Genomic DNA, 21,849 nt, shown 5'->3' with positions numbered 1-21,849 from the left:
TTTTATAGGTTCCCTCTCAAAAAGAGGGGCACACAGAAATGCAACTTTGGATTTCAGCGAGAGCCCGACATGATTGCCAACCATTCGCAGTCGACTTCCAATGAGCAACTCCAAACAGCACTTCACGCCTATCCGAAGCTCCTCTCCGTCGCACGCAGGATCACAGGCTGCATGAGCTTGGCCGAGGATGTCGTGCAGGAAGTTCTCCTGCAACTGGTCTCCAAGCCACTGAAGGAGGATATAGCGGCTCCGACGCCCTATGTGATGCGCATGGTGCGCAATCTGGCAACCGATCATATGCGGCGCCGGCAATATGAGCGCGGCCTGTTCGTCGAAGAGGAAGTCGGCGGCAATACCTCGGCCTATGGAAGCCCCGAGGAGCATCTTCACGAGGCCGAGGCCTACAAGGCCTTCCGCTGCACGGTCGAATCCATGCCCGCCAGAACCCGGAAGTTCTACGAAGAGCACTATTTCGACGATATCCCCCAAAACATCATTGCCAAAGAGGCGGGCGTATCCTGCGCCCTTGTTTGCGGCCTTCTGCGGGAGGCGCATTCGCGATGCCTCGCCGCCATCTCGCTCGAGGCCGACCATGCTTGCGCTGCCGGCGGCAATCACAAACGAAACCGAACAACACGGGTGCGCGAGATGCGGGCCTGATGGTGGTTCGCCACCATCGCCTGCGAACCGCGCTCCACCGCCAGGAAAGGGAAGAACAGATGCAGGAAGCCATCGAGATAACCAAATCTAAAGGCGCCATCTGTCGTGACATCATGTCGGAATTGACCGACTGGTTTACCGACCCCGATGTCATCGAAGCCTGTGCGGGTGCCGTGGAGACCCTGCCGATGTTCGGCTGCGTCGAGGCGGATACCGTTGCCGGCTTCGTTGCGCTGCGCGCCCATCCGCCAGCCGCCATGGAGATTCTCGTGATAGCAACCAGGCGCCGACACCATCGCAGCGGCGTCGGCAAGCGATTGCTGGCCGCAGCCGAGACCTTCGCCCGCTCTTCCGATTGCAAGCTCCTGACGGTCAAGACGCTCGCGCCGCGCGGCAGGGACGAACCGCAATATGAAAAGACCCGCGCCTTCTACGATAGAAACGGCTTCATCCGCGCCGAGATATTCCCGACCCTCTGGCGTGAAAGCGATCCGTGCCTCTTCTTCGTCAAGCCATTGACCTCGATAAACTAAGCCGGCCACCCGCCGGCCATCGGAATTTCACGAAGCCAGCACGCTTCAGCAGGAATGATAATGACCATGAACGACAAAACGATCACCGGATACGATCAGAATCACGCAACCGTCTTCACGACGGAGGGCCTGCGTTTCGAGGTCGACGGCAAGACCATTCTTCACCCGCTCGATATCAGCTTCAAGGCGGGCGAGATTTCCGGTCTGATCGGCCATAACGGCTCCGGCAAATCCACGCTGATCAAACTGCTGGCTCGACAGATTCAGCCGACCGGCGGGCGCATCCTGTTCGATGGCGTAGCCGCCAGCTCCTATGACATGCGCGCCTTTGCCCGCGCCGTCGCCTATCTGCCGCAGGATACCAGTTCGGCCGCTGGCATGACCGTCGAGGAGCTTGTCGCCTGCGGGCGTTATCCCTGGCATGGCGCGCTCGGGCGGTTCACCGATATCGATCGGGAAAAAGTCGAGACCGCGATGAAGCTCACGCATGTCGATACGCTGGCAGGCCGGATGGTGGATACGCTCTCCGGCGGCGAACGCCAGCGTGTCTGGATCGCGATGCTGGTTGCCCAGGACAGCCGCTGCCTGTTGCTCGACGAGCCGACATCGGCACTCGACATCGCCCACCAGATGGAAATCCTCGGGCTCGTGCGCGAGCTTTGCCGGACGAAGGATCTGAGCGTCATTCTCGTCCTGCACGATATCAATGTCGCGGCACATTTCTGCGATCATCTGCATGCGCTGAAGCAAGGGCGCCTCATTGCAGCAGGCCCGTCGCCAAGCCTCATGAAGGCCGAAACGCTCAATACGATCTACGGCACCAACATGGGCGTCACCGCCCATCCCGTGCATGGAACGCCGCTTGCCTATGTCATTTGAAAGCAGCTTCGAGAACCTGATGCTCTCCCGCCGCACGCTGCTTGCTGCTGCGGCACTTTTTGCCGTTCCGCAAGCGGATGTGGCTGCAGAAACCATGTCCGGCCCGATCGTTTCCCTCGATTACGGCCTGGCGTCGACACTGCTCGCGCTCGGCGTCACGCCCGCCGCCATCGCCTCGCTTGCTGATTGGGACACATGGGTCGTCGAACCGAAAATGCCTGGAGGTGTCATCGATCTCGGCACCACCAGCGAGATCAATTTCGAGGTCCTGGCAAGCGTCAAGCCGGCTCTGATCCTGACGACGCCTTATCTCACGCCTTTGAAGCCGCAACTGGAGGCAATTTCGCCGGTCCTGGAACTGACGATCTATGCCGAAGGCGGCGAAGCTTTGCCACGCTCCATCGAGGCGACGCGTCAGTTGGCCGACGCCATCGGCCGGCGGCAACAGGCGGAAGAATTCCTTGCCCGGTCGGAACAATTCTTCGACGACTGCGCAAACCGCGTCAAAAAGCTCAACCCTCCACCATTGGCGCTCATCAATTTTGTCGACCCGCGCCATGCCCGCATCTATTGCGGCGCTGGCCTCTACCAGAACGTCATGACCAGGATTGGGCTCAAAAACGCCTGGGCCAGACCGGGCGATTACTGGGGCTTCGAGACGATCGGGCTGGAGCAATTGGCGACGCTCGATCAAAGCCTGCGCCTCATCGCATTCGAACCATTGCTACCGCCGAACGTTCTCGACAATCTGCAGGATAGTCCGCTGTGGACCAGCCTCCCTTTCGTTAGAGACGGACGCGTCTCCGTGCTGCCGGGCACATTGATGTTCGGCATGGTGCAGGAAGCGGAGCGCTTCGCGCGCATATTGCTTGACCATTTGGAAACAGTCGCATGATCCGCACCGAAGCAAATAACCTCCTCGGTGCTCCAACCGTGGCGCTGACGCTGTTCGTGCTCGCCAGCCTGCTTGCCTGGCATCAACTGGCGCCTGACCTTTCACGCTTGTTCGAGCAGGAAGCAGGTTACGATCCGCAGCGCTTGCTGCTCGTCTATTCAACCCTGCCGAGGATCGTTACCGCATTGCTGGCCGGCGCCGCACTTTCGCTCTCTGGAAGCCTGCTGCAGCAAGCACTGCGCAATCCGCTCGCCTCGCCATCCACACTTGGTATTTCCGCAGGCGCCAATCTTGCGCTCGTCGCCGTCATGCTCGCCTTTCCGGCCCTTCAGGGCCTCAGCCGCGACGCCGTTGCCCTGTTCGGCAGCGCCGCCGCTGCGGCAGTCGTTTTCCTGATCGGTGCAAGGCGGGGCTTCTCGCCCTTGGCACTCGTGCTCGCCGGCCTGATCGTCGGCGTCTGGAGCGGAGCGCTTGCCGCCATTCTCGTCCTAATGAACGATCGCTATCTCTCCGGCCTCTTCATCTGGGGGGCTGGATCGCTGGCGCAGCAAAGCTGGACCATTCCGCTTTCCCTTCTTCCGAAAATCCTCATCCTGTCTTCCGCGGCCTTGCTCATGGCGCGGCCTTTGGGACTCATGGAGTTAGGCGATAACGGCGCGAGCGGACTTGGTCTGTCGGTCAAGCGCACGCGCATTGCTGCCGTTTGCATCGCGATTGCGCTTGCCGCGATCGTCACCAGCGCGGTCGGCGTCATCGGCTTCATCGGTCTCATCGCGCCACGCATCGCTCAGCTTGCCGGCGCCCGACAGATGAAAAGCCAGCTCGTCTGGTCGCCCCTCATCGGCGCAGGATTGCTGCTGCTGACCGATGAGGCCGTGATGCTGCTTTCTGGGGCCTCTTCGACCTTCCTGCCGACGGGTGCCATCACCGCTTTGCTGGGCGCGCCATTGCTGCTCCTGATGCTGCCGCGCCTGAAGGCCGTGCAACGCAGCACGCCGTCTCCCTCTCGGAATGCGAACAGCGCCTTACATACGCCGCGCGTACTCTTGCTTGCATCAGTTCCGGCACTCGTGCTTCTGCTGGCCGGCGCGGTCTTCTTCGGGCGCGCACCGGATGGAACATGGACGCTGCTTGCCTATCCCCATTGGCCCGACGTGCTGCCTTATCGCCTTCCACGCGTCGCCGGTGCCTTTGCTGCGGGCGCGATGCTTGGCGTCGTCGGCGCCATCCTGCAACGGCTCAGCGGCAACGAAATGGCAAGTCCGGAGGTTCTAGGCATTTCGGCAGGCGCTACCCTTGGCGTCACCGTCGCACTTTTCCTTCTGCCCGCTCCCGGCATGGCCGCCCAACTAAGCTTCGGTGGTATCGGTGCCTTCGCCGTCCTCATCGCCATCTTCCTGTTCGGCATCCGGTCCGGCTTCGCGCCGGAACGGGTACTTCTGACCGGCATTGCGCTCGGAGCCATGCTGGATGCCTTCATCAGCGTGCTGGCCGCGAGCGGCGATCCGCGTGCAATGATCGTGATGCAATGGATGAGCGGATCAGCCTATCTCGTTGATACAACGAAGGCAATCTCTGCAACGACAGCAGCAACGACAGGCCTTGCGCTTGCCTTTCTGACCCGTCGCTGGCTCGATCTGCTGCCGCTTGGGACCCAGGCGGCCCAGGCAATCGGCGTTCGCGTCAACTTTGCCCGGGCCTGCCTCTTTGCTCTTGCCGCAGCCATGACCGCAGCCGCCACCCTCGTTGTCGGCCCCTTAAGCTTCATCGGCCTCATGGGGCCGCATCTGGCACGCGAGCTCGGCCTGCGTCGCGCCGCACCCCAGCTTACTGGCGCGGCACTCGCCGGCGGCGGCCTCATGGTGCTCGCGGACTGGTTCGGCCGAATGATCGCCTTTCCCTACCAGATGCCCGCCGGCCTGGTTTCCGCCCTCGTCGGCGCTCCGCTGCTGCTGATATTGCTGATGAAGCGGCGCAGAGCGGCATAGTCTGACGTAGCAGACGCTCCCCGAGCGCGCATATATGCAAACGGGATGCCTGTAGCCGAAGACGGGCAGTGTGCGTGTGTTGCTACACTGGCTTCGATCAGACACGATCCAGGAACTCAAGCACTCGGCTCGTCAGTAGTGCGGTTGCATCCGCATCATACGACGGGAGGGAACTGTCGGCGAAATAGTGCTGATTGCCGGGATAAAGAAAAAGCTTCGCGTCCTCGGCCCTTGCCACGATCTCACGGGCGGCATCGATATCACCTTCGCTTACGAAGATTGGGTCGTTTTCCATCCCATGAATCTGGACCGGGACGCCATGCGGCCAAGGTCCGAAGGCCCATTCGCCACTGATCGGCAGCCAGGAATGGAAGAAGAGAGCTCCTCGGGCTCCGGGCCGTGTCTGGGCCAGATTCTGGGCAGGTAGCACACCGAACGAGAACCCGGCGTAGACAAGTGCAGCAGGCAGCTCGTCGGCGACGCGGGCACCGCGCTCCCGCATATGGTCGAATCCAATCCCCTCGATATAAGCGAGCCCGTCTTCGATGCTCTGGAAAGTGCGCCCGTCGAATAGGTCAGGCGTGTGCACGATGTGACCGGCGCCCCGCAACACATCAGCGAACGCGCACACACCCGGGGTCAATCCTTGTGCGTGGTGGAACAAAAGGACCTCCGCCATACGGAACCTCCCCCTGGAATGGTCGGGCACATTTTCTGCCAGGCTACAGCCTCATCGCCGCATCGGCAAGAATGCGGATATCTTGCGCGATAGACTCAGGCGGGAAGGTAGCCTTGCTTACAATAAGGTCGAGTTCGGCCGACGAGGAGACTATCAGGGCGGAGCGGGCGCCGCACAGAATACGGCGCCCCGATAAATTTACCAGCGATACTTCAATGAAGCCGTGACGTTGCGGCCCTGTCCGAGGTAGCAATAGCCCTCGTTGCAGACCGTCAGGCGGCGGTTGGCAATGTTGCGGACGTCAACAGAAGCGGTGAGGCCCTTGTATTTCTGGTCGATCGCGCCGAAGTCGTAAGAAAGCGCAGCGTCGAGATAGAAGCTCGCGTCGTTCTTGGCGGTATTGGCCGTGCTGGTGTAGGTCTCGCCAGTATAGCGAATGCCGGCGCCGACGGTCAGACCCTTGGCAGCCGAATCCTCCTGGAAGGTATAATTCGACCATAGGCTGACGATGTTCTTTGGCGTCACCGCAGGCGCGTTGCCTTGATCGTCGCCCCGCGTAATTTCGGAATGGTTGTAAGAGTAGGCGGCAATCACGTCCCAGCCATCGGTGATATTAGCCCTGGCTTCCAGCTCAATCCCCTTGTTGGTGACCTCACCCAGCGACTCATAGACGAGCGTCAGCGGGTCGACCAGGACCGGCTTGTTCTTCTCGACGAGGTGATAGGCAACGGCTGAGAGCAGGATGTCGGTGCCCGGCGGCTGATATTTCACGCCAAGCTCATACTGCTCGCCTTTAGCCGGATCGAGGATGCTGCCGGATGCAGACCGCTCCGTGACCGGATTGAAGGAGGTCGAATAGCTGGTGAAAGGCGCAATGCCATTGTCGAAAAGATAGACTGCACCGAGCTGGTAGGAAAACGCATTCTTGTTGAGGCTGTCGTTCGTGGTCGTATCGGTGGAGACAATGGTGGTGTCAGTCGACTGCTTCACCCAGGTCTGACGGCCGCCAAGCGTGAAGCGCCACTTGTCGAGTTCGATCTGATCCATGGCATAGGCGCCGAACTGCTGCAGGCGGCCATCAACCCGGCTGACATTATAGGCGGGCGTCGGACCCGATACTCCGTAGGTCGGGTTGTCGATATCGAAGTCATAAGCGGTGCTGGTCGTTGCATCCATCCCATAGGCGAATGAATCGCTCATACGGGTATAGTCGAGACCGAACAGCATGGTATGGGCTGCCGGGCCGGTATCAAATTTGGATTCTAGCTGGTTGTCGACCTGGAAGACATTCATCCTGTCGCCGATCGCAGTCACACCGCGCTGGGCGACGTCTCCGACCCAGCTGTAGGTGCTAAGATAGCGTGCTTTCAGATCAAGATGCGAAAAGCGAAGGTTCTGACGGAAGGTGAAGCCGCCGTCGAACTCGTGTTCGAACTGATAGCCGACCTGCTGCTGCTTGGTCCTCTGATAATCGTAATCCGGGTCGCTGTCGCGATAATCGAGAACATTGCCATCGGGGCCGATCATTGCGCCGGGATTTGCGTCCGTCTCGGTGGATTGCGCCGAGCCATAGATGGTGATTTTCGTCGTGTCGTCCGGCTTCCAGGTGAAGGACGGCTGGATCAGATAACGATCGTCGGCGATATCGAAATTGGTGTCGCCCTTTCGCGCCAGACCGACGATGCGATACAGCATGCTGTCATCGTCTTGATTGACCCGACCGCCGAAGTCGAACATCGTCTGCGCGCGGTCCGATGTCCCGTAGAGAACACCGACCTCCCTGATCGTCTCGTCTGTCGGCAGCTTCGATATCTTGTTGACGATGCCGCCCGGAGAACCGGCACCGTAAAGAACGGAAACAGGCCCCTTGATGATCTCGACACGGTCGAGTGCATAGGGATCAGTCCGGAACATGGCGTAGTTCATATAGGGCTGACGCAACCCATCGCGATAGTCGCCGTCGGTGGTGATGTCATTACCGCGAACATAGATCTGGTCGAAGCGCGGATCGAAGCCATAGGAGCCGGTCTGGACGCCGGCAGAATAACGCACAGCCTCGACGATGTCCTGCGCGCCGCGCTCTTCCATTTCCTTCTTGGTGATGACCGAGACGGAGCGAGGGGTTTCGACCAGGGGCGTATTGATCTTAGTGGCACCCTGGCTCTTCTTTGCCGCTACGGTCGTATTATCGCTTGCGTCGCCCGACTGTCCGCTGACGACGATCGGCGCGAGTTGGGTGGCACCTCCATCATTCGCATTGACCGCAGCGTCCTGCGCAAAGGCATTTCCACTGAAAGCAAATAGTGTTGCAAGTGCGGTGGCGCTGCTCGCAAGCTGGAATCTCTTACGTGCCAAATTACTGATATAATTATGGGATTTCTGCCTCATAAGCCCTTTGCGCCTGCCCGTTTCTGAAAAAGATGGCGCAAATTAGTTCGCAGGCACCGCCGGCGTCAAGAATACATGAGTGCAAGAGTCATATTTTTTATTGGTTTCCACCCTCATGTTGCAGAATGGCTCCGGCGGCCGAATACCGGATTGCGGAAGACACCTAAAAATTACGCTTAGCGAAGCATTTGGCCCGCTTGCCAGATCGCACCACTCATAATATGAGAAATTTCATCATCTTTCAAACATCGGCGCCCGTTGCTCCTGCGCCTTACATGATCGGTCAGCCGGAGAGGCCATGTCCCATACCTCGTCACATACTGCCGCTGCCATTCTGGCGCCGGTCACCCTTCCCGGCTGCACATTCATTGACCTGAAGTTCGACAATGCCGATCATCCGCACAGGATCTTTTTTTATCGCCCGGACAAGCCGGCACCGCGGGAGGGTTGGCCGATCCTATACCTGACCGACGGGAACGCCTGTTTTGCGACCGCTGTCGACGCAGTCAAAGTACAGGCGAGCTATCCGAACGGAACCAATGTCGCGGAAGGTGTCATCGTTGCCATCGGCTATCCCACGGACGAGCCATATGACCCGTTGCGCCGCTCCTGGGATTTGAGCCCACCGCCCGGACGCGTCTATCCGCCATTCTTCCCCGATACGCCGGATGTGAAGACCGGCGGCGGCGAACGTTTTCTGGCGCTCATCGAGGATGAGCTTAAGCCTTGGATAGAGCAGCAGGTCCCGGTCGACCGTTCACGCCAGACACTTTTCGGCCATTCGTTCGGCGGCCTGTTCACGCTCTACGCGCTGTTTTGTAAACCCGATGCCTTCAGTCGCTGGATTTCCGCAAGCCCGGCGATCTACTGGGAAGATGCCGCTATTCTTTCGATGGAGAGAGAATTCCTCGACAGGCACAAAGAGCCGCTCGATATGGAACTGCATCTTTCCGCCGGTCAGTATGAAGGCGAGACCTTGGCGCCCTTCCATAAAGGCACCGCCGAGGAGCAAAAACGACAAGAACGGGCAAGAGAAACACGCACGATAGAACTCGCCCGCGACATGGCTGAGAGATGGGCCAAACTGGCGTCATCCACAGAAACGATTACCTTTGAGGAATATGCGGGAGAGAACCATATGTCGGTCCTCCCGGTCGCGCTGAACCGAGCCGTCCAGATCGCATTTCAAAGAAAGAAATCGACCTGAAATTCATAGGCTTGCGGCCTAAAGTTGTAGCTTAATCTCCGACTCTGCATCGCTCTTCGTGCATTCGGCGCGAGAGGGCGTATTCGGCGTGCATTTCAGGCCTCTTGCGGTACACCAATCGGCTAAAATTAACCCTTGGTTAACCATAATCACCTTTATTTGCTATAGTGAATACAAGCACTTGATTCCAAAGACCGTCGCGCAATTTGCCGATGAATGTGATCACACAGGATTGCCGCGATCTAAGAGATGCATTTTTCAAAGACGATAGTGTTGATGATACTGGCCTGCATCGGCGCTGGTTGCACCACAACCGGCCAGGTTCGTCAGTCGATCGGCGTGGAAACGGTCTCGAGTGACAAGGCACTGGCATTTCCGCCGCCAGGCGGACCGGCGATCATAAACGTGGTCGAGCGCAGGCATGGCAAGGATGTCGAGCAGACGATCGCGCTTTCCACCTCATCTTCCGTCTCAGGCCAGAATTTCCTGAAGGTTCAGTTTCTTGGGCTGACAGGCTCCAATCCGGGACTCGGAAGCCGGCCTTACAATACGATCAGCGACGGCGCGATTGCACGTGAGATGGCGGCTGCCGTGCCCGGCGTTCGGCTCGCCCGCTCAGCAACCTTCGTTCAAAACAACTATGGCCCCTTCGGTTACGCCTCCGGCCAGAGCCGCGCCGGCGATACCTGTCTTTATGCCTGGCAGCAGGTGAAGGCCGGCTTTGCGCCGCCCCAGGAGCAACGCAATTTCGGCATGGTACAGGTGCGCATCCGGCTCTGCGACGCCCATGCGAGCGAAGGCCAGCTGTTGAGCACGGTCTATGGTTATACGATCGCAGGCCATTTTGCCGGCGCCGCACTCAACCCTTTCGGCGCGCCCCGCGGCGCGGATGCCGTTCTGGGCAAGCCCGGCGAACCGGTCTATCCCGACGCCACCCCTTATCGCACGGCACCCATCAGCATCGGCTACCAGAACCGCCCCGCCGCACCGCGTCCTACGGTCGTGCGCCGACCGATCATGATGAAGCCCCAGCCGCAGGCGGCGCCAGCTCTGCCGCCGATGATCGGCCCGCGCGTACCGCTGCCGGATGGGCAGAACGATCAACCGCAGACGAATGGCGCGAATGGTGCAAGTTCGATGGCGGCGCCGCCACCTGCAAATACTGCAAGCAATATCGTCGTGCCTTTACCGGACTGTAACGGGGCAACTGGCATATCTCAGGGGTGCCGCTAGCAGGCGGCGCTGCTTGGGGGCGCCAGGATGGCGTCTGGCAATACCTTTGAAGGGACACCGATGCAGACTGCACGCAGCATCTTGATATGGGCCGTGATAGCACTATGCGGAATCGTGCTGATCACGTTGCCGGTCAACCTTCAAACGCAGCTGATTGCCAGCACCGTGGTTGTCACCCTGATGGCGATCATCAAGATCCTCAAGCGTCAGGGAACATGGCGGCTCGTGGCGCTCGCTTTCGGCACGGCCATCGTTCTGCGCTATGTCTATTGGCGCACGTCCTATACGATACCGCCCGTAAACCAGCTGGAAAACTTCATTCCCGGGCTGCTGCTCTATCTCGCCGAAATGTACAACGTGGCGATGCTGATGCTCAGCCTCTTCATCGTTGCTACTCCGCTGCCGCCACGAACCAAGCGCGCTTCCGAAACCAAGAATTTCCCGAGCGTCGATGTTTTCGTTCCGTCCTATAACGAAGATACCAATCTTCTGGCCAACACGCTCGCCTCCGCCAAGGCGATGGATTATCCGGCCGACAAGCTCAAAGTGTGGCTGCTCGACGATGGCGGCACATTGCAGAAGCGCAATTCGACCAAAATCCTGGAATCGCAGGCCGCAATCGCGCGCCATGACGAGCTCAAGCGGCTGTGCGCCGATCTGGATGTCGAATATCTGACGCGCGACCGCAACGAACATGCCAAAGCCGGCAACCTCAACAACGGGCTGGAGCATTCGAACGGCGACCTGATCGCCGTTTTCGATGCCGACCATGCTCCTGCGCGTGATTTCCTGCGCGAAACCGTCGGCTACTTCGAGGACGATCCGAAGCTTTTTCTCGTTCAGACCCCTCATTTCTTCATCAATCCGGACCCGCTGGAGCGCAATCTGCGCACCTTCGACAGCATGCCGAGCGAGAACGAGATGTTCTACGGCATCATCCAGCGCGGCCTCGATAAATGGAATGCCGCGTTCTTCTGCGGTTCGGCCGCCGTGCTCAGCCGCAAGGCGCTGCAATCGCAAAATGGCTTTAGCGGCATCAGCATCACGGAAGACTGCGAAACCGCGCTTGCGCTTCATGGCGCCGGCTGGAATAGCATCTATGTCGACAAACCGCTGATTGCCGGCCTGCAGCCGGCGACCTTCGCAAGCTTCATCGGTCAGCGTAGCCGCTGGGCGCAAGGCATGATGCAAATCCTGCGTTTCCGCTTCCCGCTCCTGAAGCGCGGCCTGACGCTGCCGCAACGGCTCTGCTACATGTCGTCGACGCTGTTCTGGCTGTTTCCGTTTCCGCGCGTCATCTTCCTGTTTGCGCCGCTCTTCTACCTCTTCTTCGATCTCGAGATCTTCACGGCATCGGGCAGCGAGTTCCTCGCCTATACCCTTGCCTATATGCTCGTGAACCTGATGATGCAGAACTATCTCTACGGGTCGTTCCGCTGGCCGTGGATTTCCGAACTCTATGAATATGTACAGACGGTGCACCTGTTGCCGGCCGTCGTCTCGGTCATGCTCAATCCCCGCAAGCCGACTTTCAAGGTCACGGCCAAGGACGAATCGATCGCCGTCAGCCGGCTTTCGGAAATCAGCCGCCCGTTCTTCGTTATTTTCGCCGTTCAGATCATCGCACTGGCGGTCACAATCTACCGCGTCTATGCGGAGCCCTATAAGGCCGACGTTACGCTTGTCGTCGGCGGCTGGAACATCATCAACCTCGTCCTTTCCGGCTGCGCTCTCGGCGTCGTCTCCGAACGTGGCGAGCGTGCATCTTCGCGGCGCGTCAGAGTCGACCGCCGCAGCGAGTTCGGGATCGACGGCCGCTGGAATTCCGCTTCCATCGAGGACGTCTCCGTCCATGGCGCCAGGTTGAACGTCTTCAACAAGGATCTGGAACCGGTCGCGGTCGGCTCGGAAGCCATCATCCGCTTCCAGCCCTATAGTGGCGCCGACATGGTGACCCTGTCGGTCGTCGTTCGTAATATCGAGCAGATGGGCGATATTACCGCCATCGGCTGCCAATATGTTCCGAGGGGTGCTGCCGACCATCGCCTGATTGCCGACCTCGTCTTTGCCAATTCCGATCAATGGACGAAGTTCCAGCAGGCGCGGCGGCGCAATCCGGGCATCATCCGCGGAACCTTCTGGTTTCTGAGCATGTCGCTCTATCAGACCAGCCGGGGTCTGATCTACCTGTTCAGGGGTGTTGGCTCGGATCGCACACAGCAGCGGCAGGATGCGAAGGCCAGAAGCTGATGAACCGCGCCCTCCCCGCTCTCTTGCTTATCCTTGGCGCCGTTACGGCGCAGGCCCAGACGATGCCTTTCGACATGTCCGGCGAGCGGCCGAAAGGCGAAGCGCCGACAGTGCCTCAGATCATAACTCCGCAAACTGCCGTGCCGCAGACAGAGCCACCGAAGGCAGCGGTGCCTCCGGTCACGGTTCCTCAGACCGTAGCACCGCAGACCGTAGCTCCTCAAGCTGTTCCGCCCCTGGTCATGACGCCGCCGACCGTTACTCCACAGACGGCAACGCCGCAGGTCACAACCCCTGTCACTCCCGCCCAGACGACACCGCAAGTGGCGCCAAAGGCGAAACAGGCAACCGCCAGCACCGACCCGTCGGCATTCCGCCGCTATGTCGTTCCCTACGCAAAGCTGCGATTGGAGGGTGAAGCCGACCGCAAATCCTGGTCGATCTATCTGACGCCGGAGCAGGCGGCGGCGCCCGCGAAACTTACCTTTGCCTACCAGAACGCGGTGGTCGTCGCCCCGGAGGCATCGCAGCTTACGGTCCTCGTGAATGACCGCGCCGTCCATCAGCAGCAGATCGGCTCCTCGGACAACGAGTCGGATATCAGCTTCGATATCCCGCGCGGGCTGCTGCAGCCCGGCGCCAATCTGTTGACCTTCGAGGCGACGCAGCGCCACCGCGTCGACTGCGACATTCCGTCGACGTACGAGCTCTGGTCCGATATCGATCCCGCAAGAACTTATCTCAGCTTCGCCAGTCGCGAAGCGGAGAAACTCACCACCACCGACGCCATCCGCGCGATCGGTGTCGACGGTACCGGCAAGACACAGTTCAATCTGGTCGTGCCGGCATTGGCTCAACCGGGAACGACCAAGCCGATCCTGCGTCTGGCACAGGGACTGGCGCTTTTGAGCGGAATGCCGAACGAAGCCTTTTCGTTCGGCACGGATGCCCTACCTCCAGCAGGCCCCGGCAAGATGACCGTCGTCGTCGGCACGCCGGCGGAGCTGCAGCCCGTCTTTGCCGTTCCAGCCGCGGCCCAAAATGGGGCCTTGGCGACCTTTGCGACGGACCCACGCAGCGGTCAGCAGCTTCTCCTTATCAGCGGCCCGTCCTGGCAGGCGATCGCATCCGCGATCGACATGGTTGTTTCGCCGACTGACCGCGACCCCAATACCCGCCGCGATCTGCTGTTAACGCAACGATGGTCCGCACCCGACGCCCCGCTCATCTACTCGGGCACTAGCCTTTCCTTCGAACAGCTGGGTGTCAGGACGACGGAATTTTCCGGACGGCGTTTCCATACAAGCTTCAACGTGGCGATCCCGTCCGACTTCTATGCGAATGCCTATGGCGAGGCCACCATCCTGCTCGATGCGGCCTATGCCAAGGATGTGCGTCCGGGCAGTCATATCGACGTGTACGTCAACGGCAGCATCGCCACGACCAAGCCGATCACGGCAACCGGGGGCGGCATTTTCCGGCAATTGCCCATCCGTATCACCATGCGCCATTTCAAGCCGGGTCTGAACACGATCACGCTAGAAGCCATGTTGCTGGCAGAAGAGGATACCGCCTGCGCGCCCGCAGCGACCTCAAGCACGACGCCCCGCTTCGCGTTGTTCGATACCAGCCAGTTCACCGTCCCGGATTTTGCAAGGATCGCTCAGCGGCCGAACCTTGCAGCCCTTGCCGGCACTGGCTATCCCTACAACCGCCAAACCGAGCCAACCGCGCTTTTCATCGACCGCGCAGACACCGACACGCTGTCTGCGACCGCGACGCTCCTCGGCCAGATGGCGCTTGTCGCCGGCCATCCCATCGCGCTCGAACCGACCGCCTCGCCGAGTACGGTCGGGAGCCGCAATGCGCTGTTCATCGGTTCCGTCTCGCAGCTGCCGTCGACGATCCTCACACAAATGAATATCTCCGCCTCGAGCCAGGTGGCCTGGCGCCCGCCTGCCCCGGGCCAAGGCAGCATACCTGAAGCGTCCGTGACGATCGCCGATTGGCGCTCCCGCATCAGCGGCGGGTTGCTGCAGGGGCAGATGCAGAGCTTCCAGCAATGGATGCACCGCAATTTCGATATCACCTTGAGCTCGCTTCGCTTCATCCCCAGTTCAGAGCAGGTGTTCACCCCATCGAATGCCAACAGCTTCCTGATCGCTCAGGAGGCCAATCCAACCAATGACGCGACCTGGACCGTTGTCACCGCGCCCAGTGCCGGAGACCTGCGAGCGGGTGCCGAGGCGATGAGTGCGCAGCATACCTGGTCGCAGATCAGCGGCCGCATCACCGTCTATTCCGGCAAGACGGGAAAGATCGATACCGTGCCGGTCAGCCGGTTCACCTTTGTCGTCTCCCAACCCTGGTCGCTGACGAATTATCGGCTGATCGCCGCAAATTGGCTTTCCAGCAACATATTGTCCTACGCCTTCCTGTTCGTGGTGGGTTCCTTCCTGCTCGGGGTGAGCACGGCAAGCGTTCTTTCCAAGATCGGCAGGCGCGAATGAAACTCCGGCACCTTGTTCTTGCCATCTGCAGCGCGGCCATGATGACAGCAGCGCAACCGGCTGCCGCCCAGCGGCCGGCAATCGATCCGCAGGCCTGGGCTGCCTATAAGGCGAAATTCCTCGATGTGAACGGGCGCATCATCGACAACGGCAATGGCGGCATCAGCCACAGCGAGGGCCAAGGCTACGGCATGCTGCTTGCCTATCTCGCCAACAATCCCGCCGATTTCGAACAGATCTGGTATTTTACCCGCACGGAGCTACTGCTGCGCGACGACGGCCTTGCCGTCTGGAAATGGGATCCGACTGCTGTTCCACATGTGGCGGACACGAACAACGCTTCGGATGGCGATCTGCTGATTGCCTACGCACTGGCCCTGGCGGGTTCGGCCTGGAACAACAGGGATTATCTGCAGGCGGCTGCGAGCATGGCCAAGTCCATCCTGTCCCATGTCGTCATCAGTTCCGCAGGGCGGACACTGCTCATTCCCGGTGTAGAGGGCTATCGCCCGCCCGGGCGCAAGGATGGACCCGTCATCAATCCATCCTATTGGGTCTTCGAGGCAATTCCCGTCATGGCACTGCTGGTGCCTTCCGATCGCTGGCAGAAGCTCAGCGATGATGGCCTTGCCCTGCTGCGCGCCCTGCAATTTGGTCCGCGCAAGCTTCCCGCCGATTGGGTTAGCGTGAAGGCGAAGCCGGAACCGGCAGACGGCTTCGAGGCGGAATTCGGTTATAATAGCGTCAGGATCCCGCTTTACCTGGCGCGCGCAGGCATCGGCGACAAGGCGCTGCTTTCGCGTCTGCAGCAGGGCATGACCGTCGAGGAGGACGAACCTGCAACGATCGATCTGACGACCGGGAAGCCGAAGGACCTGCTTCCAGATCCGGGTTATAGAATTGTTAACGATGTTGTGGCGTGTGTGGTGAGCGGAGCGAAACTGCCTGCTTCGGTTCGGCAGTTCACCCCATCGCTTTACTATCCAGCCACCTTGCAGCTGTTGAGCCTGGCTTTCGTCACGGAGAGACATCCGGAGTGTTTATAAAGTCCACCTTGATCATGGCTTTCCTGGCCGTCGCCGTGGCGGGATTTACGCTCGCGACGAAGGATCACGATTCGCCGGAAGACAAGATCAAGCTGGCAAAGTCGGCACGCCTCGAGCCGCAGGCGATACTCGTCGCTGATAGTAGCTCGGGAAAGCCGATCGACTTGCAAGCACTCGCCGACCATATACAAGCGGCTGCACCATCGGCGGTTCTCTCCGACCCACCCTCCAAGCCGGCAAACGGAACCGCCCCCGACGCAATCGCCCAAACTTCACAACAGCAGGCGCAGCCGCAATCAATGCAGCCGTCGGCTCAGCAGACCAATCCGGCACAAGCTGCCGATAATCAACCGAAGGTCGATGAAAGCGCATTGCGCTATTTTGCAAGCCGTGGCGACAAGGCGCGGCTCCAGGCAGAAATATCCCGATTGCAGACGCTCTACCCGAACTGGACGCCGCCTGCCGATCCGCTGGCCATTCCGCGAAACAGCGACAAGCAGCTCGAGGCCATGTGGCAGCTCTATTCAGAGGGCCGTTATGCCGAGGTGCGCAAGGCCATTGCCGACCGCCAGACAACCGAATCCGGATGGCAACCGCCCGCCGATCTGCTGGAGCGTCTGGATATCGCGGAAGCACGCACGCGGCTCGTCAACGCCTCCGATCTGAAGCAATATCAGACTGTGATCGACATCGGCGCCAGAACGCCGAGCCTCCTGACCTGCAGCGATATCGACGTTCTCTGGCGCGTCGCCGAAGCTTTCATCCGCACCGATCGTGCAGCCCGCGGCCAGGACGCCTACAAATATATTCTGAAGACCTGCACCAATCCGCAGGAGAGACTTGCGACCATCCAGAAGGCGGCGGCCCTGCTGCCCTATCAGCCGATGCAGGATCTCTTGTCTCTGGAAAAACCAGACGGCAACGGCGGGCGCGAATTCGATAGCATAAGGACCGATCTGGCTCGCCGCTTCGTTGCCCAGGGCAATGACGATCCCAAACTGACTGTATCGCAAGACTATCTGTCTCAAGTGGAGCGTGTCGCGCGCAGTCAGGGCCTTGCATCCGATGATGCGCTCCTCGGCTGGTACGATTTGCGCCGCGGCAATTATCCCGACGCCGAGCAATGGTTCAAAGCCGCGCATGAGAAGGAAGATTCTGCCACAATCTCGCAGGGGCTGGCTCTGGTGCTGATTGCCGACCGCAAGCCGCAGGAAGCCGAAGACGCCATGTATAAATGGCGCAATGAATCCAAGGACGCGATGGCGACCTACCTTGCGGCAACCGCCAATCTGATGGCGCTCCAACCGCCGGCCAGCCTTAGCGAAGATGTTCTGGGCCGTATCGCCGCGGAAGTCGTGAAGCAGAAATATGTCCCGACGGCTCAGCAGTTCGGATGGTTTGCTCGCTCGATGAACCAGCCGCAGGCCGCTGCTCGCTGGTTCGAGACGGCTTTGCGCTGGAAACCCGACGACGAGCCTTCCGCCTACGGCCTTGCGATTACGCGCAACCAGTTGAACGATCGTGTGGGCGTCGCCGAAGTCCAGAGACTGTGGGCCGATCGCTCCCAACGTATCGCCGTACTCGGCGAGCCGGCGCCGCGCACGCCGACGTCAGAACCGCTGCCGTCTCCCAATCAGACACTGCAGCCTGCCCCACAAACCTTGCCCCAGACAACGATGCAGCAAGGCGAACCGCAGAACCTGCAACCGATGGCCTCTCAGGTCGCGCCCCAGCCTCCTGTAACGCAGCCCTACGTCAACGCTGAGCCCCCGGTGCAACGAGTAGCCCCTGTGCGCCGTGCGCCGTCCCCGAATTATGCCGAACCGGAGACGCGTGCCCGGGTGGCGACCCGCTCGACACGGCACGCGGCGGGATGCAATACCACCGTCAATGCGCGGCTGCTGACGCCTGCTAGTGCTCTTTCTCGCGGCTGGTGCCTGATGAACCTCAATCGGCCAATGGAAGCGGTAGAAGCCTTTGATGTTGCCTTGAGCAACACGGATCCGAAATCGCGCGAAGAAGCAGCCTACGGACAGAGCCTTGCCTATCTGCGGGCCGGCCTTGCCAATAATGCCGCCGTCGCTGCGACCAAGGCGCCGATGAACCACCAGCGCGCTGCCGAATTGCAGGTCGCCATACTGGCCGACCGCGCACTCTCGGCCTTCGAGGGCAAGCGCTATCACGAGACATTGCTCTATCTCGACCAGCGCGCGCAGTTGCAGCAGGAGCGCGTCGATCTGATGGTGCTGCGCGGATACTGCTACCTCAATCTGAAAATGTACGACGACGCCGAACGCATCTTCACCGCCGTCGCCGCAACCGGCAGCCGCGACGGCAGCCGTGGCTTGCGCGACCTCCAGCTTACGCTACATCCGCCGCGGGGAGAGTATTGAGGTCGTCGCCTCAACTGTGGCCACTGGAGGATTGGTCGCCAACAACTTCAGCAAATACTTCGTAAAAATGATCGTTGCCCGCATCGTTATAGTATGATGCAAAATCTTTGCTGCTCAACGAAGCTGCGAGAGGATTCTTTATCGCAAGATGCAGATCGTTAACGGAAATCGGCTTGCATAATTCATAGTGAAGCCTGTTTCCGGTATCGTACTGGATGCAACGGCGACCCAACACAGCACCGTCAAGCAACAAGGTCGAAAGAGAAGACACAACTGTTGCGATTCCGCCCAACAGCCTCGACACCGATAAATCGAGACAGCCCAGTAGGATGTCGTCCAGTACAAGTGTGTTATCTGCTCTCAATTCAGCATATTCAGAATGCCGTTCAGACGGATGAGGTTTTACGATGAATAACTTTTCCGGATTGCTTTGAATCATCCGGCGTATGCCCGCTAATATATGCAACCTCTCATCATGATGTTGCGCCCATTTCAAGTTCGTTCCTAGAAGGACGTGTTCGCTGTAGTTTGATATATCGATACCCAACCGCCATCGGAGGACATCCGAGTTCGTTTGCAGCAACGAGTCATGAAATTTTGGCGAGCCTGCCGCTTTAAAGCGACCATTGTTCAACGCGCTATAAGATCTGGAAATCCCGGCTGCAGAATGCTTACCGCTGCTAAACCGCTCATGTTCCGCGCCCCATGCTAAAATAGTGTCGGAGGCAAAATTGATTTCGCGATCTTGCATGGGTTCAATCCATATCCCATGCTGTAGCAACACCGTTTTGACGCCCCACAACTTTGCAGCTTCGATAACCTGCGCGTTTAATGCATGACTGACTGCCGCCGTTGATTCGGAGCCGGAAACAAGGGTGCGGACGGACAGTCCTCGCCAATCGATCTCGGCAACTGTCCGATAGATTATTATCGGAATCCCATTGCGCTCGAAGTGGCCCACGATCATTGACATTTCGTCGGATTGAAGCTCGTCGCCCCGAATTAGCGCGGAGCACTGCCCCCTTGGAATAATGTCTAACAGAGGACGAAGAGTTAGAAAGTCCTGAAAATGACCGATATTTAAAGCAATAGCTTGTAAACGTCGCTCATGAAAAGCAAGTCGTTTTTCCTTTCTATAGGCAATATCGAGCACTGCGTCTATTTTTATCAGGCGGCTTTCTTTGTCGGTTGGTCGCTTTGCTTTCCGCAATAGAAGATAGGTCGGCTCACCATCAAGCCGATCCTTGAAAATATCAGCCTGGGCCCAATGAGAGACAAGTCCTAGCAGCGGATCATTGCTAGTGGGCGGCAGAATTCTGCGACCTTCGGAACAAAAATGCGGATCGACAATCTCAAACCCCGAAAGCTCGAATAAATATTTCCACGTTGATAAAGGCAAAACTGTCGAGTGATACTTATTTCCGCGGCTGCTTGGTCGTGTGGACACGGATACGACAGCCAGGTTTCCTATTATCGTGTGCAGGTTCCAGAGAGCGTTACTGACATCCTCGATGTCAATATGCTCCAAAACGTCGAGACATGTAGTAATATACTCTGCTGAACCAACCCGATCGCCTATTTGATTATATAGTGTGGCTGCGGCTTCTGCATCTTCAAGCGAGAGATCAAAATGAAAAGCATCTTTATCTACGGGATCAAAATCACATGAGAAGACCGTCATCCCTGCTGATACGGCCGACTGCTTAAGCTTTCCACTTCCAGAGCCAACATCGACCAATGAATCAATATTATTGGCCTTGCAGAGATTGAAAAAAACGCGTTCAAAATCGCTGCCATTGTAGCTGGCACTCCCGGAGGACTTTCCAAAGTACTCAGGCGAGTAAAGTTTGGCATAGTCCGTTTTAGAAGCCCACATACTTTTATCCATCTGCTTGGCCGGAAATCAGCCCATCATTAATTATTTTAATAGAACCGTTCAAGCTTTAGAATATGCACAGGCAAACAGGTGAGCGGAACCTTAAGCTGCGCGATCTGTTCCGAAGTTTAGTTATTTCGGCAAGACGCGCCCCTGGTATCCAATAGTAGCAACCGCTTTCTGCCAAGCCAGGCATCTAAAGCCGCCTGCACTACATGGTCAAGAACCGTTGATCATGCACTGAGAGAGCCGGTTCCTTGGACATCTTTGCCTGCCCTCAATCCATTGTGCAGCATCAAACAGTGACAATAGTCCTCCACCTTGCGCAAGGCGCCGGCGTAACACAAGGCACCAGGAGTTAGAGTTTCAAGGCATCTGCGCCCCAGTTGCAGTAGTAAAGACCCGATAAAGCGACCGCGTTGCCGCAACAAAAAGCTGGTTCCGCTTCGGACCACCAAATGTAAGATTAGCGACCGTCTGTGGTATCTTAATCTTGCCAATCAAAGTCCCATCAGCTGCAAAACAATGAACGCCGTCGCCAGCGCTGGTCCAGATGTTGCCGTCGATGTCGGCACGGAATCCGTCCGGAATACCTGTGTCGATGTTGCAGAAGACTTGGCCGTTTGCGAGTCTCTTACCGTCCACGACATCGAAGACGCGAATGTGGCGGGGGGCGCTGATGTCGTGGCTTGCGGCGGAGTCGGCAACATACAGTTTCGTCTCGTCCGGTGAAAAAGCCAAGCCATTCGGCTGGCGGAAATCATCCGCCACGACATCCAATTCCCCTGTCGACGGATCGAGGCGGTAGACATTGCGGGTCGGCTGCTCCGGCTCCGCCTTATAACCCTCGTAATTCGAGAGAATGCCGTAGGTCGGGTCGGTAAACCAGACCGTTCCGTCTGAGCGGACGATCACGTCGTTAGGCGAGTTCAAGCGCTTGCCCTTATAGCTGTCGGCAAGCACGGTAATCGAGCCGTCGATCTCCGTGCGCGTCACACGGCGGCCGCCATGTTCGCAGGATATCAACCGCCCTTGGCGATCGCGCGTATTGCCGTTGGCGAAATTCGAGGGTGAGCGAAAGATCGAGACATTGCCGCCCGGCACCCAGCGCAGCATGCGCTCGTTGGGAATGTCGCTCCAGATCAGGCATCCGGCATCAGCAAACCAGACCGGCCCCTCCGCCCAGCGGCAATCGGAATAAAGCTCCTCCAGGCCGGCGCTCGGGACAATCAGATGGCGGAAGCGCGTGTCGTAGATTTCGTAAATGGAAGGAGCGTCGTTGGACATCACAGTTTTCCTGGGGTCTTTTGGG

At 58.9% G+C, this 21,849-nt stretch carries 15 protein-coding genes; 11 read left to right on the top strand and 4 right to left on the bottom strand.

Annotation, left to right across the window (positions count from 1 at the left end; all coding sequences use genetic code 11):
• The first annotated feature begins 69 nt into the window (after positions 1–69).
• The 5 genes from FBZ99_RS25765 (at position 70) to fhuB (ending at position 4,955) form a co-directional block, all read left to right on the top strand.
• Complete coding sequence (locus FBZ99_RS25765) at positions 70–660, top strand: sigma-70 family RNA polymerase sigma factor (protein ID WP_145635602.1); 591 nt, start codon at positions 70–72, stop codon at positions 658–660.
• A 59-nt stretch (positions 661–719) separates the two neighbouring features.
• On the top strand, positions 720–1,193 hold the full coding sequence (locus FBZ99_RS25760) for a GNAT family N-acetyltransferase (protein WP_113352450.1): 474 nt from the start codon (positions 720–722) through the stop codon (positions 1,191–1,193).
• A 66-nt stretch (positions 1,194–1,259) separates the two neighbouring features.
• A complete protein-coding gene (locus tag FBZ99_RS25755) occupies positions 1,260–2,072 on the top strand; it encodes an ATP-binding cassette domain-containing protein (protein ID WP_186449575.1) in 813 nt (270 codons plus the stop codon).
• Between the two features lie 19 nt (positions 2,073–2,091).
• Complete coding sequence (locus tag FBZ99_RS25750; RefSeq protein WP_186450356.1) at positions 2,092–2,967, top strand: iron-siderophore ABC transporter substrate-binding protein; 876 nt, start codon at positions 2,092–2,094, stop codon at positions 2,965–2,967.
• Positions 2,964–4,955 carry a Fe(3+)-hydroxamate ABC transporter permease FhuB gene (fhuB, locus tag FBZ99_RS25745; protein ID WP_186450353.1) on the top strand — a complete coding sequence of 664 codons (1,992 nt, stop codon included), beginning with the start codon at positions 2,964–2,966 and terminating at the stop codon, positions 4,953–4,955. The genes FBZ99_RS25750 and fhuB overlap by 4 nt, the downstream gene beginning before the upstream one ends.
• 97 nt (positions 4,956–5,052) lie before the next feature.
• Here fhuB and FBZ99_RS25740 read toward each other — a convergent pair whose 3' ends face one another.
• Positions 5,053–5,634, bottom strand: a complete 582-nt coding sequence (locus FBZ99_RS25740; RefSeq protein WP_145635600.1) for a dienelactone hydrolase family protein — start codon at positions 5,632–5,634, stop codon at positions 5,053–5,055.
• 198 nt (positions 5,635–5,832) lie between these two features.
• The gene (locus tag FBZ99_RS25735) at positions 5,833–8,022 is read right to left on the bottom strand and encodes a TonB-dependent siderophore receptor (RefSeq protein ID WP_145635598.1); all 2,190 of its coding nucleotides are present in this window, start codon (positions 8,020–8,022) and stop codon (positions 5,833–5,835) included.
• Between the two features lie 298 nt (positions 8,023–8,320).
• Between FBZ99_RS25735 and FBZ99_RS25730 the strand changes: the two genes are divergently transcribed.
• The 6 genes from FBZ99_RS25730 (at position 8,321) to FBZ99_RS25705 (ending at position 18,661) form a co-directional block, all read left to right on the top strand.
• Positions 8,321–9,229: an alpha/beta hydrolase gene (locus FBZ99_RS25730; protein ID WP_113352453.1), complete on the top strand. Its 909-nt coding sequence runs from the start codon at positions 8,321–8,323 to the stop codon at positions 9,227–9,229.
• 276 nt (positions 9,230–9,505) lie between these two features.
• Positions 9,506–10,462, top strand: a complete 957-nt coding sequence (gene bcsN / locus FBZ99_RS25725; RefSeq protein WP_246661199.1) for a cellulose biosynthesis protein BcsN — start codon at positions 9,506–9,508, stop codon at positions 10,460–10,462.
• A gap of 60 nt (positions 10,463–10,522) precedes the next feature.
• Entirely contained in the window at positions 10,523–12,712 is a 2,190-nt protein-coding gene (bcsA, locus tag FBZ99_RS25720) for a UDP-forming cellulose synthase catalytic subunit (RefSeq protein ID WP_113352455.1), read from the top strand.
• A complete protein-coding gene (locus tag FBZ99_RS25715) occupies positions 12,712–15,222 on the top strand; it encodes a cellulose biosynthesis cyclic di-GMP-binding regulatory protein BcsB (RefSeq protein ID WP_113352456.1) in 2,511 nt (836 codons plus the stop codon). Before bcsA ends, FBZ99_RS25715 begins: the two co-directional genes overlap by 1 nt.
• Complete coding sequence (locus FBZ99_RS25710) at positions 15,219–16,268, top strand: glycosyl hydrolase family 8 (protein WP_145635596.1); 1,050 nt, start codon at positions 15,219–15,221, stop codon at positions 16,266–16,268. The genes FBZ99_RS25715 and FBZ99_RS25710 overlap by 4 nt, the downstream gene beginning before the upstream one ends.
• Entirely contained in the window at positions 16,259–18,661 is a 2,403-nt protein-coding gene (locus tag FBZ99_RS25705; protein WP_442966513.1) for a cellulose synthase, read from the top strand. Before FBZ99_RS25710 ends, FBZ99_RS25705 begins: the two co-directional genes overlap by 10 nt.
• Before the next feature lie 10 nt (positions 18,662–18,671).
• Here FBZ99_RS25705 and FBZ99_RS25700 read toward each other — a convergent pair whose 3' ends face one another.
• Together FBZ99_RS25700 and FBZ99_RS25695 are read right to left on the bottom strand one after the other, a co-directional pair.
• Entirely contained in the window at positions 18,672–20,549 is a 1,878-nt protein-coding gene (locus tag FBZ99_RS25700) for a hypothetical protein (protein WP_145635594.1), read from the bottom strand.
• A gap of 354 nt (positions 20,550–20,903) precedes the next feature.
• Positions 20,904–21,824 carry an SMP-30/gluconolactonase/LRE family protein gene (locus FBZ99_RS25695; protein ID WP_113333612.1) on the bottom strand — a complete coding sequence of 307 codons (921 nt, stop codon included), beginning with the start codon at positions 21,822–21,824 and terminating at the stop codon, positions 20,904–20,906.
• Between the last annotated feature and the right edge of the window lie 25 nt (positions 21,825–21,849).

The organism is Rhizobium sp. ERR 1071 (assembly GCF_007828675.1).
GTDB lineage: Bacteria > Pseudomonadota > Alphaproteobacteria > Rhizobiales > Rhizobiaceae > Rhizobium > Rhizobium dioscoreae.
The sequence above is the reverse complement of the archived record's forward strand: the minus strand, read 5'-3'. Positions and strand labels throughout refer to the sequence as shown.